Origin of the sequence: Duganella sp. CT11-25 (genome assembly GCF_047302815.1) — a bacterium.
In the GTDB taxonomy this organism is placed as follows: domain Bacteria; phylum Pseudomonadota; class Gammaproteobacteria; order Burkholderiales; family Burkholderiaceae_D; genus Rugamonas.
The window spans coordinates 4,575,722-4,589,900 of the sequence record NZ_JBKBFD010000001.1; the positions used below are offsets into that span (position 1 = coordinate 4,575,722).

Annotated in this window: 10 protein-coding genes; 4 read left to right on the top strand and 6 right to left on the bottom strand. The window is 62.3% G+C overall.

Annotated features, from left to right (window positions below; all coding sequences use genetic code 11):
* Window positions 1–8 precede the first annotated feature (8 nt).
* Both ACEN9F_RS19635 and ACEN9F_RS19640 read left to right on the top strand, forming a co-directional pair.
* Window positions 9–3,305, top strand: a complete 3,297-nt coding sequence (locus tag ACEN9F_RS19635; protein ID WP_413422484.1) for an efflux RND transporter permease subunit — start codon at window positions 9–11, stop codon at window positions 3,303–3,305.
* Complete coding sequence (locus ACEN9F_RS19640; RefSeq protein ID WP_413422486.1) at window positions 3,302–4,699, top strand: efflux transporter outer membrane subunit; 1,398 nt, start codon at window positions 3,302–3,304, stop codon at window positions 4,697–4,699. Before ACEN9F_RS19635 ends, ACEN9F_RS19640 begins: the two co-directional genes overlap by 4 nt.
* Window position 4,700: 1 nt before the next feature.
* On the opposite strand, the gene rtcA is transcribed toward ACEN9F_RS19640, so the two are convergent.
* The 4 genes from rtcA to ACEN9F_RS19660 form a co-directional block, all read right to left on the bottom strand.
* On the bottom strand, window positions 4,701–5,726 hold the full coding sequence (rtcA, locus tag ACEN9F_RS19645) for an RNA 3'-terminal phosphate cyclase (protein WP_413422488.1): 1,026 nt from the start codon (window positions 5,724–5,726) through the stop codon (window positions 4,701–4,703).
* Between the two features lie 5 nt (window positions 5,727–5,731).
* Window positions 5,732–6,967 (bottom strand): RtcB family protein, encoded by a 1,236-nt coding sequence (locus tag ACEN9F_RS19650; RefSeq protein WP_413422490.1) that lies wholly within the window; start codon window positions 6,965–6,967, stop codon window positions 5,732–5,734.
* A gap of 289 nt (window positions 6,968–7,256) precedes the next feature.
* Window positions 7,257–7,457: a hypothetical protein gene (locus ACEN9F_RS19655; RefSeq protein ID WP_413422492.1), complete on the bottom strand. Its 201-nt coding sequence runs from the start codon at window positions 7,455–7,457 to the stop codon at window positions 7,257–7,259.
* Between the two features lie 9 nt (window positions 7,458–7,466).
* The gene (locus tag ACEN9F_RS19660; RefSeq protein ID WP_413422494.1) at window positions 7,467–9,005 is read right to left on the bottom strand and encodes a vWA domain-containing protein; all 1,539 of its coding nucleotides are present in this window, start codon (window positions 9,003–9,005) and stop codon (window positions 7,467–7,469) included.
* 185 nt (window positions 9,006–9,190) lie between these two features.
* On the opposite strand from ACEN9F_RS19660, the gene rtcR reads away from it, so the two are divergent.
* Window positions 9,191–10,795, top strand: coding sequence for an RNA repair transcriptional activator RtcR (gene rtcR / locus ACEN9F_RS19665; RefSeq protein ID WP_413427115.1), 1,605 nt, complete (start codon window positions 9,191–9,193; stop codon window positions 10,793–10,795).
* Window positions 10,796–10,808: 13 nt separating this feature from the next.
* Here the strand turns inward: rtcR and ACEN9F_RS19670 are convergent, their stop codons facing one another.
* Together ACEN9F_RS19670 and ACEN9F_RS19675 are read right to left on the bottom strand one after the other, a co-directional pair.
* Window positions 10,809–11,675 carry a hypothetical protein gene (locus ACEN9F_RS19670; RefSeq protein ID WP_413422496.1) on the bottom strand — a complete coding sequence of 289 codons (867 nt, stop codon included), beginning with the start codon at window positions 11,673–11,675 and terminating at the stop codon, window positions 10,809–10,811.
* Between the two features lie 12 nt (window positions 11,676–11,687).
* Complete coding sequence (locus ACEN9F_RS19675) at window positions 11,688–12,323, bottom strand: hypothetical protein (RefSeq protein WP_413422498.1); 636 nt, start codon at window positions 12,321–12,323, stop codon at window positions 11,688–11,690.
* 390 nt (window positions 12,324–12,713) lie between these two features.
* Here ACEN9F_RS19675 and ACEN9F_RS19680 point away from each other — a divergent pair, with 390 nt between their 5' ends.
* The gene (locus tag ACEN9F_RS19680; protein ID WP_413422500.1) at window positions 12,714–14,108 is read left to right on the top strand and encodes a glycoside hydrolase family 30 protein; all 1,395 of its coding nucleotides are present in this window, start codon (window positions 12,714–12,716) and stop codon (window positions 14,106–14,108) included.
* The last annotated feature ends 71 nt before the right edge of the window (window positions 14,109–14,179 follow it).

A 14,179-nucleotide genomic window follows, 5' to 3' on the forward strand; every position in this document is an offset into this window, starting at 1 on the left:
AGCATCGCATGGATATCTCACGATTTTTCATCGATCGCCCGCGCTTCGCCACTGTCCTGTCGATATTCATTTTCATGGTCGGCCTGCTGGCGATCTTCCAGCTGCCGATTTCCGAATATCCGGAAGTGGCGCCGCCGCAGATCGTGGTCCGGGCGCAGTTCCCCGGCGCCAATCCGCGCGTGATTTCGGAGACCGTCGCCGCGCCGCTGGAGGAGCAGATCAACGGCCTGGAAGGCATGCTGTACTTTGAAAGCCAGGCCACCGCCGACGGCAGCATGACGCTGACCGTGACCTTCAAGATCGGCACGGTGCCCGAGCAGGCCGAGACGGCGGTGCAGAACCGCATCAACCGCGCGCTGCCGCGCCTGCCCGACATCGTGCGCCAGATCGGCGTGACGACCGAGAAGCAGTCGCCCAACCTGACCATGGTGGTGCACATGGTTTCGCCGGACAACAGCCATGATGCGCTGTATCTGCGCAACTATGCCAGCCTGAACGTGCGCGACGACCTGCTGCGGGTGCCGGGCATGGGCTCGGTGCTGTTGTTCGGCTCGGGCGATTACGCGATGCGCATCTGGATCAATCCGCGCCTGCTGGCGGCGCGCAACATGACCGCCGGCGACGTGGTGACGGCGATCCGCGAGCAGAACGCGCAGGTGGCGGCCGGCGTGGTCGGCTCGCCGCCCGCGCCCAACGATACCGACTTCCAGCTGCAGGTCAATGCCCAGGGACGATTGATCAAGGAGGAGGACTTCGCCAACATCATCATCCGCAGCGATCCCAAGACCGGCGCGCTGGTGCGCATCAAGGATGTCGGACGGGTCGAGATCAGCGCCAACTCCTACTCGCTGCGCAGCCTGCTCAACAACAAGGAGGCGGCGGCGATCGGTATCTTCCAGTCGCCCGGCTCGAACGCGCTGAAGCTGTCGAACGACGTGCGGGCGACGATGGAGAACGCCAAGAAGAACTTCCCCAAGGGCGTGGACTACGACATCGTCTACGATCCGACGCGCTTCGTGCAGACCTCGATCGAGAAAGTGGTGCACACGCTGATCGAGGCCGTGCTGCTGGTGGTGCTGGTGGTGATCATCTTCCTGCAGACCTGGCGCGCCTCGGTGATTCCGCTGCTGGCGGTGCCGGTGTCCATCATCGGCACCTTCGCCGTGCTGCTGTTGCTGGGCTATTCGATCAACACGCTGACCCTGTTCGGGCTGGTGCTGGCGATCGGCATCGTGGTCGACGACGCCATCGTGGTGGTGGAGAACGTCGAGCGCAACATCGCCGACGGCCTGACGCCGCACGAGGCCACCGTGAAGGCGATGCAGGAGGTCAGCGGGCCGATCATCGCCATCGCGCTGGTGCTGTGCGCGGTGTTCATCCCGCTGACGTTCGTGCCCGGCCTGTCGGGCCAGTTCTACAAGCAGTTCGCCGCCACCATCGCGATCTCGACGGTGATCTCGGCCTTCAACTCGCTGACCTTGTCGCCGGCGCTGGCGGCGTTGCTGCTGCGCCCGCACGATGCGCCCAAAGACAAGATCATGCTGGTGATGGACAAGCTGTTCGGCCGCTTCTTCCACTGGTTTAACTGCATGTTCCAGCGCCGCAGCGCGGACTACAGCCGGGGCGTGACCGGACTGCTGCACCGCAAGTCGCTGGCGCTGGTGGTCTACGGCATCCTGCTGCTGCTGACCGGGCTGCTGTTCACGCGCATCCCGAGCGGTTTCGTGCCGGCGCCGGACAAGCAATACCTGATCGGCATCGCCCAACTGCCGGCCGGCTCCTCGCTCGGCCGCACGGAAAAGGTGATCCGCGACATGAGCGACATCGCGCTCAAGGTGCCGGGCATCGTCGATTCGATCGCCTTCCCGGGCTTGTCGATCGCCGGCTTCTCGTCGTCGCCGAACGAAGGCATCGTCTTCTTCGGCCTGGCGCCGTTCGAGAAACGCACTTCGCGCGACCTGTCCAAGGACGCCATCCTGGGCAAGGTCAACGGCGCGATCCAGGCGATCCAGGGCGCGCGCATGTTCGTCGTGCCGCCGCCCGCCGTGGACGGCCTCGGCAACGCCGGTGGCTTCAAGCTGCAGGTGCAGGACCGCAGCGGGCAGGGCGAGCAGGCGCTGTATGGCGCGGTCTGGGGCGGCATTCTGGGGCCGATCTACGGCAATCCCAAGTCGGGCATCGGCACGCCGTACTCCAACTACGACATCAACGTGCCGCAGCTGTTCGCCGACGTCGACCGCACCAAGGCCAAGCAGATGGGCCTGCCGCTGCAGGAAATCTACGACACCTTGCAGATCAACCTCGGCTCGCTGTACGTCAACGACTTCACGCGCTTCGGCAAGACCTACCAGGTGGTGGTGCAGGCCGACGCGCCGTTCCGCTCGCAGGCCGACAGCATCACCAACCTGGAGACGCGCAATTCGGCCGGCCAGATGGTGCCGCTCGGCTCGGTCATGCAGGTCAATCCGACCTTCGGCCCGACGCGGGTGACGCGCTACAACGGCTTCCCGTCGGCCGACATCAACGGCGCGGCCAAGCCGGGCTTCTCCAGCGGCCAGGCCGAGACGGAGATCGAACGCATCGTCAAGCAGCTGCCGCGCGGCATGTCCTACGAGTGGACCGACCTGACCTACCAGGACCGGTTGACGCGCGACATCACGATCCCGGGCCTGAACCTCAAGATCCCGACGCTGGCGGCGGTGCTGTTCCTGTCCGTGGTGCTGGTGGTGCTGGTGCTGACCGCGCAGTATGAAAGCTGGAGCCTGCCGCTGGCCATCATCATGATCGTGCCGATGTGTATCCTGTCGGCGCTGTTCGGGGTATGGCTGTCGCACTTCCCGCCGTTCTCGCAGGGCGGGGACTTGAACCTGTTCACGCAGGTGGCGCTGGTGGTGCTGGTCGGCCTGGCGTGCAAGAACGCGATCCTGATCGTCGAGTTCGCCAAGGACCTGGAAGAACAGGGCCAGCCGATGATGGAGGCCGTCATCAACGCCTGCCACCTGCGGCTGCGGCCTATCCTGATGACCTCGATCGCCTTCTGCGCCGGCGTGATCCCGCTGATCCTGGGCAGCGGCGCCGGCAGCGAAATGCGGCGCGCGATGGGCGTCGCCGTGTTCTCCGGCATGGTGGGGGTGACCTTGTTCGGCATCTTCCTGACGCCGGTGTTCTACAGCCTGCTGCGCAAAGGCACCGAGAAGCGCCGCGCGCATGCGGTCGAGCTGCGGCACCAGATCGAGGCCGCCGCCCATCCATTCCACGCCGGCATCGACGATGCCGATCCGCCGCGCAAAAAGGGGGATGTATGAGCAACCATCTACTGCCGGCGCTCGCCGTGACGCTGGCGCTGGCCGGCTGTTCCAGCGCCCCGCCGGTCAGGCTGTACCAGCCTGAGCTGGGCGGCAGCTTCGCCAACGCGCCGACCGCCGCGGCCGGTGAACCGGTCAGCGAGTTCTGGCGCGGCTTCCACGATCCGCTGCTGGACTCGCTGGTGCAGCGCGCCTTGAAGGCTAACACCGACGTGCGCAGCGCCGCCGCCAGCCTGCGCGAGGTGAGGGCGCTGAACCGCTACGCCGACGCCAACATGCTGCCGAACGTGGGCGTCAACGCCGGCGTATCGCGCATACGCGGCACCAACGACCTTGGCGTGCAGAGCACCAACAACAACTACGCGGTCGGCTTCGATGTCGCCTGGGAGGCCGACCTGTTCGGCCGCCTCGGCGATGCGCGGCGCGCGGCGCAGGCCAATGTGCTGGCCGGCGCGGCCGGCGTGCGGGCGTCGCAGGTCAGCGTCAGCGCGGAAGTGGCGCGCAATTACTTCGACCTGCGCGGCTTGCAGGAGCAGCTGAGGGTGGCGGTAGCCTCGCTGGAAACGCAGAAGGCCGCGCTGGAACTGGTGGACGCGCGCTTCGAAGTCGGCCGCGGCACGGCGCTCGACACCGAGCGCGCCCGCGCACTGGTGACGTCGACGGCGGCCAACATCCCGGCGCTGGAAGCGGCGCTGATACGCACGCGCTATCGCCTGGCGGTGCTGTGCGGCCTGCAGCCGACCGCGCTGGACGCGGAGCTGGCGCCGTTCCAGCCCTTGCCGGGATTGAAATCGGTGGCGCTGGCCGGCATCGGATCGCCGGCCGATCTGCTGCGGCGCCGGCCCGACATCCAGCTGGCCGAAGCGCAGGCGGCGGCAGCGGCGGCGCAGGTCGGCGTCGCGCGCAGCGCCTTGTTTCCACAGCTGACCTTGGGCGGAACGATAGGCCAGAACTCGGTGCAGTTCAGCGACCTGGGCAAGGGGGCATCGTATGTCTACAACCTGGGCGCGCAGCTGACGTGGAACCTGCTGGACTTCGGCCGCATCCGTGCGCAGATCGCCGCCGCCGACGCGCGCAACGACGCGGTGATGATCGCCTACGAGCGTGCGGTGCTGGGCGCGCTGGAAGAGACCGAGGGCGCGCTCGCCACCTACACGCGCACGCAGCGGCAGACGGAGCTGCTGTTTGAATCGGCGCGCTCGTCGGAGCAGGCCGCCGTCATCGCGCGCGAGCGCTTCGCCGTCGGCTCGACCGACTTCCTGACGGTGCTGGACGCCGAGCGCGAACTGCTGTCCGCGCGCGACCGGCTGGCACAAGCCCAAGCCGGCGCCGCCACCTCGCTGGTGGCGGTCTACAAAGCGCTGGCCGGCGGCTGGGAGGTACCGGCGCAGTAGGTCATGACTGTGAACCGGTGATCGTGCAGGTGCTCATCTGCTCACCGGTTTGGAGGTCGAACATGACCGGCAGGAAGCGGGCGATGACGGACGCGTTGGTCAGTGCATGCTGCGATAGCTTGGTGGCGGTGAAACCGCCGCCACCGGCCAGCGCCATCGGCACCATCAGCTGGTCGGCCAGATGCTCCCCCACGGCCGCACCGGATGCGATGTACGCGCGCACGTCGTCCAGTACATGCTTGGCCACCGTTTCGGCGCGCACGGCTTTTTCGCCGAAGCCGACGAATACTTCCGTCACATATTCGTTCTCTAGCGTGACCAGCAATGCATTGCCCGGCCCTTGCTCGCCGGGCAGAGTGCAGTGCCGCAACTGTTGATCGCTCCAGCCCATGCCGGCGCCGATCACCGATAGTTCGCGCTCGGCTATGTTGGCCGGTACGCCGGCGACAAAGCTTTCGGCATAACCGTCGCGTCGTTCGCCGCGTGCCATTAGATCGATATGGCGCAGTTGCGCGCACGGTTCGATGGAGGCGAGAACTTCGCCGCCGCCGGCTGGGTAGAAGCCGAAGCGCTTCAGCGCGATATCGACCTCCGCCCCCATTTGGTGTAGCACGCGGCCGTAGGCACGTTGCAGGAAGTGCACCGGCGGCGCCATCGAATTGTGCGTGCCGCCGCTGACCTTGACGGTCGATGGCGCCTCGGCAAACAGCAGCGCCGGCAGTAGCGTTTGCAGCACCAGCGTGCAGCTGCCGGCGGTGCCGATGGCAAAGGCATAGTCGCCGCCCTTGATCGGACCAGGATTGAATGTCAATGTTTGCGCGCCAGTCTGCGCTTGCGACGTATCGGCGCCGCAGATACGGCCGGACGCCTGTACCGCCGCCAAGTGCTGCCGCATCAAACCCGGCTTGGGTCGGTTAGCGCGGATATTCGTCATGCGGAAGGGCTGACCGGTGATCATGGACAGCGTCAGCGCGGTCCGCAGTATCTGGCCTCCGCCTTCGCCTTGCGCTCCATCCAGCTCTATCATCTTGTCTAACCCTTTACGCAGACGACTTGTTTCAACACGTGGACCACGTCCACCAGTTCGCGCTGCGCCAGCATCACGGCGTCGATGTCTTTGTAGGCCATCGGGATCTCGTCGATGACGTTGGCATCCTTGCGGCACTCCACGCCTTCGGTGGCCTTGACCTGGTCTTCCAGCGTATAGCGACGCTTGGCCTCGGTACGGCTCATGGTGCGGCCGGCGCCGTGGCTGCAGCTGTTAAAGCTTTCAGGATTGCCGCGTCCGCGCACAATAAAACTCTTGGCGCCCATCGATCCCGGGATGATGCCCAGCTCACCCTCGCGAGCCGAGACTGCACCCTTGCGGGTGATCAGCACATCCTTGCCGAAGTGGCGCTCCTGCTGCACATAATTGTGGTGGCAGTTGACCGCTTCCACGTGCGTCTCGAACGGCTTGGCGATCACCGTGCGGACGGCGGCGATCAGGTTGTGCATCATCACCTCGCGGTTGGTGCGGGCGAATTTCTGCGCCCAACCGACCGCCTCGATGTAATCATCGTAGTGCTGAGTACCTTCCGACAGGTAGGCCAGGTCCTGGTCCGGCAGATTGACGAAGTGGGTACGCATGTCCTTCTTCGCCAGTTCGATGAAGTAGGTACCGATGGCGTTACCCACGCCGCGCGAACCGGAATGCAGCATGAACCACACCGCGCCCGCTTCGTCGAGGCAGATTTCGATGAAGTGGTTACCGCTGCCCAGGGTACCGAGGTGGCGGTAGTTGTTGGTGTTCTTCAGCTTTGGGGTCTTGGCGCAGATGGCGTCGAATTCATCGTGCAGCGTAGCCCAGGCCACGTCAACCGGTTGCGGAGGCGTGTGCCACGAACCTTCGTCGCGGCCACGCTTGCCGCGTAGTTGCGGCGAGGAGCCGTGCGGCACGGCTTTTTCGATCGCGCTGCGCAGCGGCCCCAGGTTGTCCGGCAGGTCGTTGGCGCTCAGCGTGGTCTTGGCGGCCATCATACCGCAGCCGATATCGACGCCAACGGCAGCCGGGATGATCGCGCCTAGCGTCGGAATCACGCTGCCGATGGTCGAGCCTTTACCGACGTGCACGTCCGGCATGACCGCGACGTGCTTGTAAATGAAGGGCATCTTGGCCATGTTGGACAACTGCTGCTTGGCCTCGGCTTCTACCGGCACGCCGCGGGTCCACATTTTGACTGGGCTGCCACCTTCGACATCGAGTAGTTCGTATTCTTGGTTTTTCATCATATCTTCCATATTAACTAAAAAATTGGCGACTAAGTTGGTGAAACAGGTGCTCTGCCATTGAGCTACGGTGGCCTATATCTGCCACCGGCGGGAGTCGAACCCGCAACCTCCTCGTTAGGTGCGATGTAGTTTCACCGGCATTCGCCATCAAAAAATAAGCCTTGCGCGCGACCAGGAAGGCTAAGAAATATATATGACTCTACCAACTGAGCTACGGTTGTTTTGGCAACCGCCCGGGCTCGAACCGGGGACAGATGTATTTTCTTATGTATTCGCGCGCCAGGCTTCAATCAATCCCGACTAGGGTCGACAGGACATGCTGGCAAACACGTTGTGCCTGCCAGGCCGGAATCGAACCGGCGTCACCAGATGTAGTCCTGTCTGCATTCGGGGTAAAGCTCCATTGAGTGCCCTTGATGCGAGTGTTTCCGCTCGCGCTGCCGGCCTTCTCAAAATTCTTGCTGCTGATACTGAGCGTCCATCCCATGATGGCCTCCTAAATGTCTATCGCTTCGATTTCGCCCAGCCAGTGAGCGGCGCCCAATTGGCCGGTTGCAAAGGCTGCGACGATCTTGAATACATCATCTGAAAAGCCGCCGACGTTCAGCACGTCGGCGCGTTCAGCTGCCTGGGTGGTAGCGTGCGGCGTGATATCGATGCACACCAGCTTGGCCTGCGGATTGCGTCGCTTGAACAGATCCCACTGCAGCATGGTCTCCGTGGCCAGTTGCCGCTTGGCGTCTACCCACGATTCGTTATCCGACACATACACCACCAGGTCCGCGTTCACCTTGTCCTTGTTCATGCGCGCAAGCGGCGCGCTACAGTTGGTGCCGCCGCCACCTATCGCCGCCAGCTTGCCGGCGTTAGTCATGACCGTATCGCGGTGATTCAGCGGACACTTCACGACGTCGACCGCGAACGGAATCACCATTGCATCGGGATTCTTGCGCAGTATCGCCGCCGCCATCAGCCCCGCCACATCGATGCAGCGCACCTTGCTCGTGGCTCCGTGGCGGTAGCCAGTCACCGGCGATGCCATCGATCCCGAGACGTCCGGACACACGACCACGCGGCCTTCAATCTGCGGCACGTTTTGCAGCGCTATTTCCAATGCATCCTGCAACGCGTCGCGGATCGCCAGCGGTACTTCGTCGCTGGCCGCCAAGTAGGCCGACAGCAACTGGTACGGAAAGACGCGGGCCTTCTCGATCAGTGCCGCATCGCGCAGCTTGGTTGCGATGGCGTCTACCATGCCGGGCATCGCGTACACGCCATGGCGCGCAAAAGTGTTCAGGTTCATGCGCACCATTTGCCAGCCACCATGCCGCGCTATCTGCGCCCAAGCCCCGGCCGATAACTCCAGCGCGGTCAGCATCTGGAACGGCACCTCCGGCAATGGCAGCGTGCGATCCTGCTTGTACGTTTCGAAAGCGGCCAGCGTTGGCGGCAGCGCCTCGGCCTGATACGGCTTGCCAATCAACCAGGCGAAGAAGGCTGCGCGCCAAGCTTCCGCCGGTTTCGGGTGGACCATCTTCACCACGTCCGCCAGCGACGGTGTATTGCCGATGGCAGCCGACAGCAGCGCTTTTTCGCTGGCGTTGTTCAGCCAGGCCTGAACAAGCTTTTTCGGACGCGAGCCCAGCGACTTACGGCCCGCGGCACCGGAGCGGATGATCTGTACAAAGGTGCGCAGCATCTTTCCGTTGTCGATGACGCGGTTGAACACCGGAGTCAGTTCGGCGCGGCCCTGCGCTGCCAGGACGGCGGTCAGCAGCACCGGCATGTCTTTCATGTAGCCGCGCTCGCGGCAGTACACGGCGGTTTGGGCAATGAAGCGCGCATCCATGTCCTGGCACAGTTCCAGTACCTGCTCCAGCTGCGCTTCGGCGCTGGCGTAGAAGGTCGCGTTCAGGCAGCCGGTGGCGGCGTATTGCGCCAGCTGGTGTTTGGGCGACAACGCATAGGCCGGTGCGCTTTCTTCATTGATTGCGGCTGCCACCGGCAGGAACTTGTTTTTCAGCGACTGGAACAATTGGACGTTTGCCATTTTCATTTCCTCATTTATCTGGTTTCTATCTCATCTATTGCAAGCGCTGTGCCAGATTGGTATGAATTAACTAATGCATTGATAGTAAAGGGAAAATTTCAATATTGATAAATTCGACTGCTTTTGTGTTTTGTGATAAATTATCTTAATAGATAAAAATTTATATGAAAATGAAGAAGAAACGCATCGTTGTCATTGGCTTTGTCGGCACCCAGCTGGATAGCGGCCAGGCTGCCGCGCGCTGGGAACGCTGGCGGCCGAGCGTGGCCATCACGCAATACCCGGATATCGTGATCGACCGCTTCGAACTGCTCTACAGCGGACGCTTCCAGAAACTGGCGCAGGCGGTGGCGGCGGATATCGGCACGGTGTCGCCGGAAACTAATGTCGTGTTGCAGAACGTGCCGATGGACGATCCGTGGGACTTCGAGCAGGTCTATGCCGCGCTGTTCGACTTCGCCAAGTCCTATCGTTTCGACACCGATAACGAGGAGTACTGGATCCACATCACCACCGGCACTCACGTGGTGCAGATCTGTCTGTTCCTGATGACGGAGGCGTTTTATTTCCCTGGCCGCTTGCTGCAAGCGTCGCCGCCACGCCGCCAAGGGCCCGGCGATCCCGGCAGCCATGTGTTGATTGATCTGGACCTGTCGCGATACGATCAGCTGGCGCAGCGTTTCTCGCGCGAGCAGGAGGAGGGCGTGGCCTTCCTGAAGTCGGGCATCGCCACGCGCAATGCGCGCTTCAATACGATGATCGACGAGATCGAGCGCGTTGCCATCAAGTCCAAGGCGCCGATGCTGTTGATGGGGCCGACTGGTGCCGGCAAGTCCTTCCTTGCGCGCCGAGTGTACGAATTAAAAAAAACGCGGCATCAGATCGATGGCCGTTTTGTCGAAATCAATTGCGCCACGCTGCAGGGCGATGGCGCGGGCTCGACGCTGTTCGGCCACATCAAGGGATCGTTCACCGGTGCCTCGTCGGACCGGCCGGGATTGCTGCGCGCGGCGCACAAGGGCCTGCTGTTCCTTGATGAAATCGGCGAGCTTGGCCTGGATGAGCAGGCGATGCTGCTCAAGGCCGTGGAAGAGAAACGCTTCCTGCCGGTCGGCGGCGACAACGAAGTGCAAAGCGATTTTCAGTTGATCGCCGGCACCAACCGCGACCTGGCGCGGGAAGTCGTGGCGGGGCGCTTCCGTGAAGATCTGTTCGCGCGCATTAACTTGTGGACTTATCAGCTGCCCGGTTTGATTGATCGGCCTGAAGACATCGAGCCCAATATCGACTTCCTGCTGGAACAGGCCGGCGCGGAGCAAGGCCAGATATCCCGCTTCAACCGTGAAGCGCGCGAGCGCTACATGCGTTTCGCCGCCTCGCCCGATGCATTATGGACTGGCAATTTCCGCGACCTGTCGGCCTCGGTCACGCGCATGGCGACGCTTGCCGAAGCGGGCCGCATCAACGATGACATCGTCATTGGCGAAGTCGCCCGCCTGCAGCGCTTGTGGCGTCATCAGGTCGCGCCGGCGGATACGGTGGAAATCGACCTCGACACGCTGATGTCGCCGCAAGCCGCTGCTGGCCTGGACTTATTCGACGCCATGCAACTACGTGCTGTCGTCAAAGTATGCCGCGCCTCGCGCACGCTATCGGACGCCGGCCGCAAGCTGTACGCCGTCTCGCGCGACGCCAAAGCCAAGCCCAATGATGCCGACCGCCTGAAAAAATTTCTCGCGCGCTTTGACCTGGATTGGGAGCGCGTCATCCGCTGAACAAAGCTGCGGGCTAGTTGGAAAACTTCAGGCCGATGCCGATGGAGTTTTGTGGCCGGGTATAGTCCGACAGGGTGCGCAGTGGTCCGCGGTGTACCCTGATGTAGAGGGGGACGACTTGGCTCAGCAACAGGTCGATATTGGCGGAATCGGTCTGCAGGCCGCGCTTGCCGACTATCCATTCAACGCCGACGCTGCCTTTGCCGAAGGCCGCCGGGAGATGCTGTTCGACGTAGAAGCGTGCCAGGTCGTAGTCGGCAATGCTGGTGTTGCGATTGACCCATGGTCCCCATGTGATGGCGCTGTCTTTCGAAAAATAGAACTTGAGTTTGACGTTGGCATGGGTCGATTCCTTTGGCGAGTTGCCGCCCTGGACCGACACATAGTTCGAGCCCCGGCTGATGCCGTCGAAATAGGCATGGTCTCGTTTGAGATACGCCTCCTGCGCCCTGGCGGCGTCCTCTGGCGAGGTGATTTCCGTCGATTGGCCATTTGACCGGTGTTCCACCCCGACATCAATCCAGTATTTCCCGTCCCGCATATGGCGCCAATGGAAGGCCGGGTTGCTTACCCTGTTGATGACGGGCGAGGAATCTCGCGAACCCACGTAAAAATCGAATTCGCCGGTATAGCTCAGGTAGAAGTAGTGACAGCCCCTGTCCGCATACGCACATGGTCCGAACTTGTTTTTCCCCCACAGGATGTATTGAAACGAATAGCGCGCGGTGATGGCATTTTCATCGTTGTCCGCTTTCCTGTAGACGGCGTAGCTCGGCTCATAGGCCGCAAAGCGCGGCTGGAAGTATGGTTCTTCCGATTCGGCTGCATGGCTGCTCAAGCTCGCAATCAGCAGGCAGATGGCGGGAGCGCAGGGCTTCATCGCGCACCCCGCTTATGGCTTGGCTGCCGGTTCTTCGCCTGCAAACAAGAAGAGACAGGCTGCCGTGATGTCTTCCAGCGCGTTGTAGCGTTTGTAGCCCGATGGATCGCTTGCCGGGTCGATGTCCTTGAAGTTCTTGGTGGCTTCGTCAAAGTTCTTGCCGAGCTGGTCCAGTTGCGCCTGGGTCAAATCATTGCCTTCCTGGACAGAGGTGGCCAAGCCACCGAGTACGGAATTTTCACCGCCATTCGCAGAGATGCCAATGCCCATCAGCACGGTCTTCGCCGGGGCATATCCGGTTACGCCGCCGATCAGCGTGACCAGCGCGCCCCAGGCATTGATGTGGGATTCCTTCTTTTCACCGGCCGCCTTTTTGTTGACCAGGGCAACCCGCTGCAAGCCGCAGAACGCCTGGACGTTGCGGCGGCGGTCCAGTATCGCTTTCTCGACATTCACTTTGTCGGTATCCGACAGCGTGCCGTTATCATCCGCCACTTTTTTCTCAGAGAAAAAAGCATCCTTGGCTGAGCGGTCGTTGTCCAACCGCTGTCTGGCGGTTTCTATGGTCGTCGACAGGGTGATGGCAAGACAGCTGTGGGCAACGGTCATCAGGAAAAACAGCGCGGCAAGCTTTTTGAGTGAAAACATGGCTTCCTCTTTGTAGTTGATTTGCGGAAAATTCTCATGAATGTAGGACAAGTCCTACAAATTTAACGCATTGCAAAGTCGACAATTCTATCCAATCTTCACTTTTGATATTTTTTGTTGTAATTTTGTCCTTTTTAGGCAGGCGACGGCAATAATGCGTCGTATCAGCCACAACTGTGGCGCGCTCGTTGACATCAAAGATTTGCCGGTGCTATAGTTTCTTCAATAAATGGAAACGCTTCCATTCATTTTATTAGTGAATAAACGATAGACGGAAGGGCAACGATCCTTCTGCACGGAGACAGCATGTTGACAGCCAGCCCCGCACTGCCGGGCGATGGAATTTTGCGCCCATCGTCTTTGCCTTCCGCCTCAAAACGCTTGTTCAGATTGCTGGCAATTCCTGCCTTGCTGCTGTCCGTGCACGGCGCCGCCGTCGCGCAGACCGCCGTGCAGGCCTGGATCACCACCGGCGACAAGACGCAGTTGCTGGCGCGCGGCGCCGACACGGCGTTCAAGCCGGGCGCCAAGGCTGTCACCATCATCGAAGTCGATCCGAAGCAGCGCTATCAGGAGATGGTGGGCTTCGGCGCCGCCATCACCGACGCTTCCGCCTGGCTGATGCAAAACAAGATGAACCCGCAGCAGCGCGACGCCCTGCTCAACGAGCTGTTCGGTAAGGCGCCCGGCCTGGGCTTCAGCTTCACGCGCCTGACCATCGGCGCCTCCGATTTCTCGCGCCACCATTACAGCTTCGACGACATGCCTGCTGGGCAGACCGATCCGACGCTGGCGCACTTCTCCATCGAACCCAACCGCGCCGACGTGCTGCCGGTGACCAAGGCCGCGCTGGCGATCAATCCGAAGCTGCGCGTGATGGCCTCGCCATGGAGCGCGCCGGGCTGGATGAAATCCAACGACAGCCTGATCCAGGGCACGCTGAAGCCGGAAGCCTTCGCGCCGTTCGCCAACTACCTGTCGCGCTACGTCGGCGCGTATGAAAAGGAAGGCGTGCCGATCTATGCGCTGACCCTGCAGAACGAGCCGCACTTCGAGCCCAAGGATTATCCCGGCATGCGCGTCGATCCGGCCAAGCGCGCGGCCTTCATCGGCGGCCATCTGGGCCCGGTGCTGGCGAAGGAACATCCGCAAACCCGCATCCTCGACTGGGACCACAACTGGGATGAGCCGGGCTCGCCGGCCGCCGTGCTGAACGATCCTGTGGCCAACAAGTACGTCAACGGCGTGGCCTGGCATTGCTACGGCGGCGATGTGCGCGTGCAGGCCGCGCTGCACGACCGCTGGCCGGACAAGGAAACCTTCTTCACCGAATGCTCGGGCGGCAAGTGGGCGCCGGTATGGTCGGACAATCTGCAGCACTTCGCGCGCACGCTGGTGATCGGCACTACGCGCGGCTGGGCCAAGGGCGTGCTGCTGTGGAACCTGGCGCTGGATGAAAAAGACGGCCCGCACCTGGGCGGCTGCAACGATTGCCGCGGCGTGGTCACCATCGACAGCCGCGACGGCACGGTGACCCGCAACGAAGAGTATTACGCGCTGGCCCATGCCAGCCGCTTCGTGCGCCAGGGCGCCCGCCGCATCTACTCCAGCAGCGGCTATGACCAGCTCGACACGGTCGCCTTCCGCAATGCCGACGATGGTTCGGTGGCCCTGCTGGTCGTCAATTCCGCCCAGGAGCCGCGCAGCTTTGCCGTGCGCGTCGGCCAGCGCAGTTTCAGCTATAAGCTGCCGGCCGCCAGCGTCGCGACCTTTACCTGGAAGTAATCAGAACAAACGCAGCACTGCCGCATAGCCTGCGGCAGTTTTTTCAGAGTAAAAATGGAAGCGCTTCCACT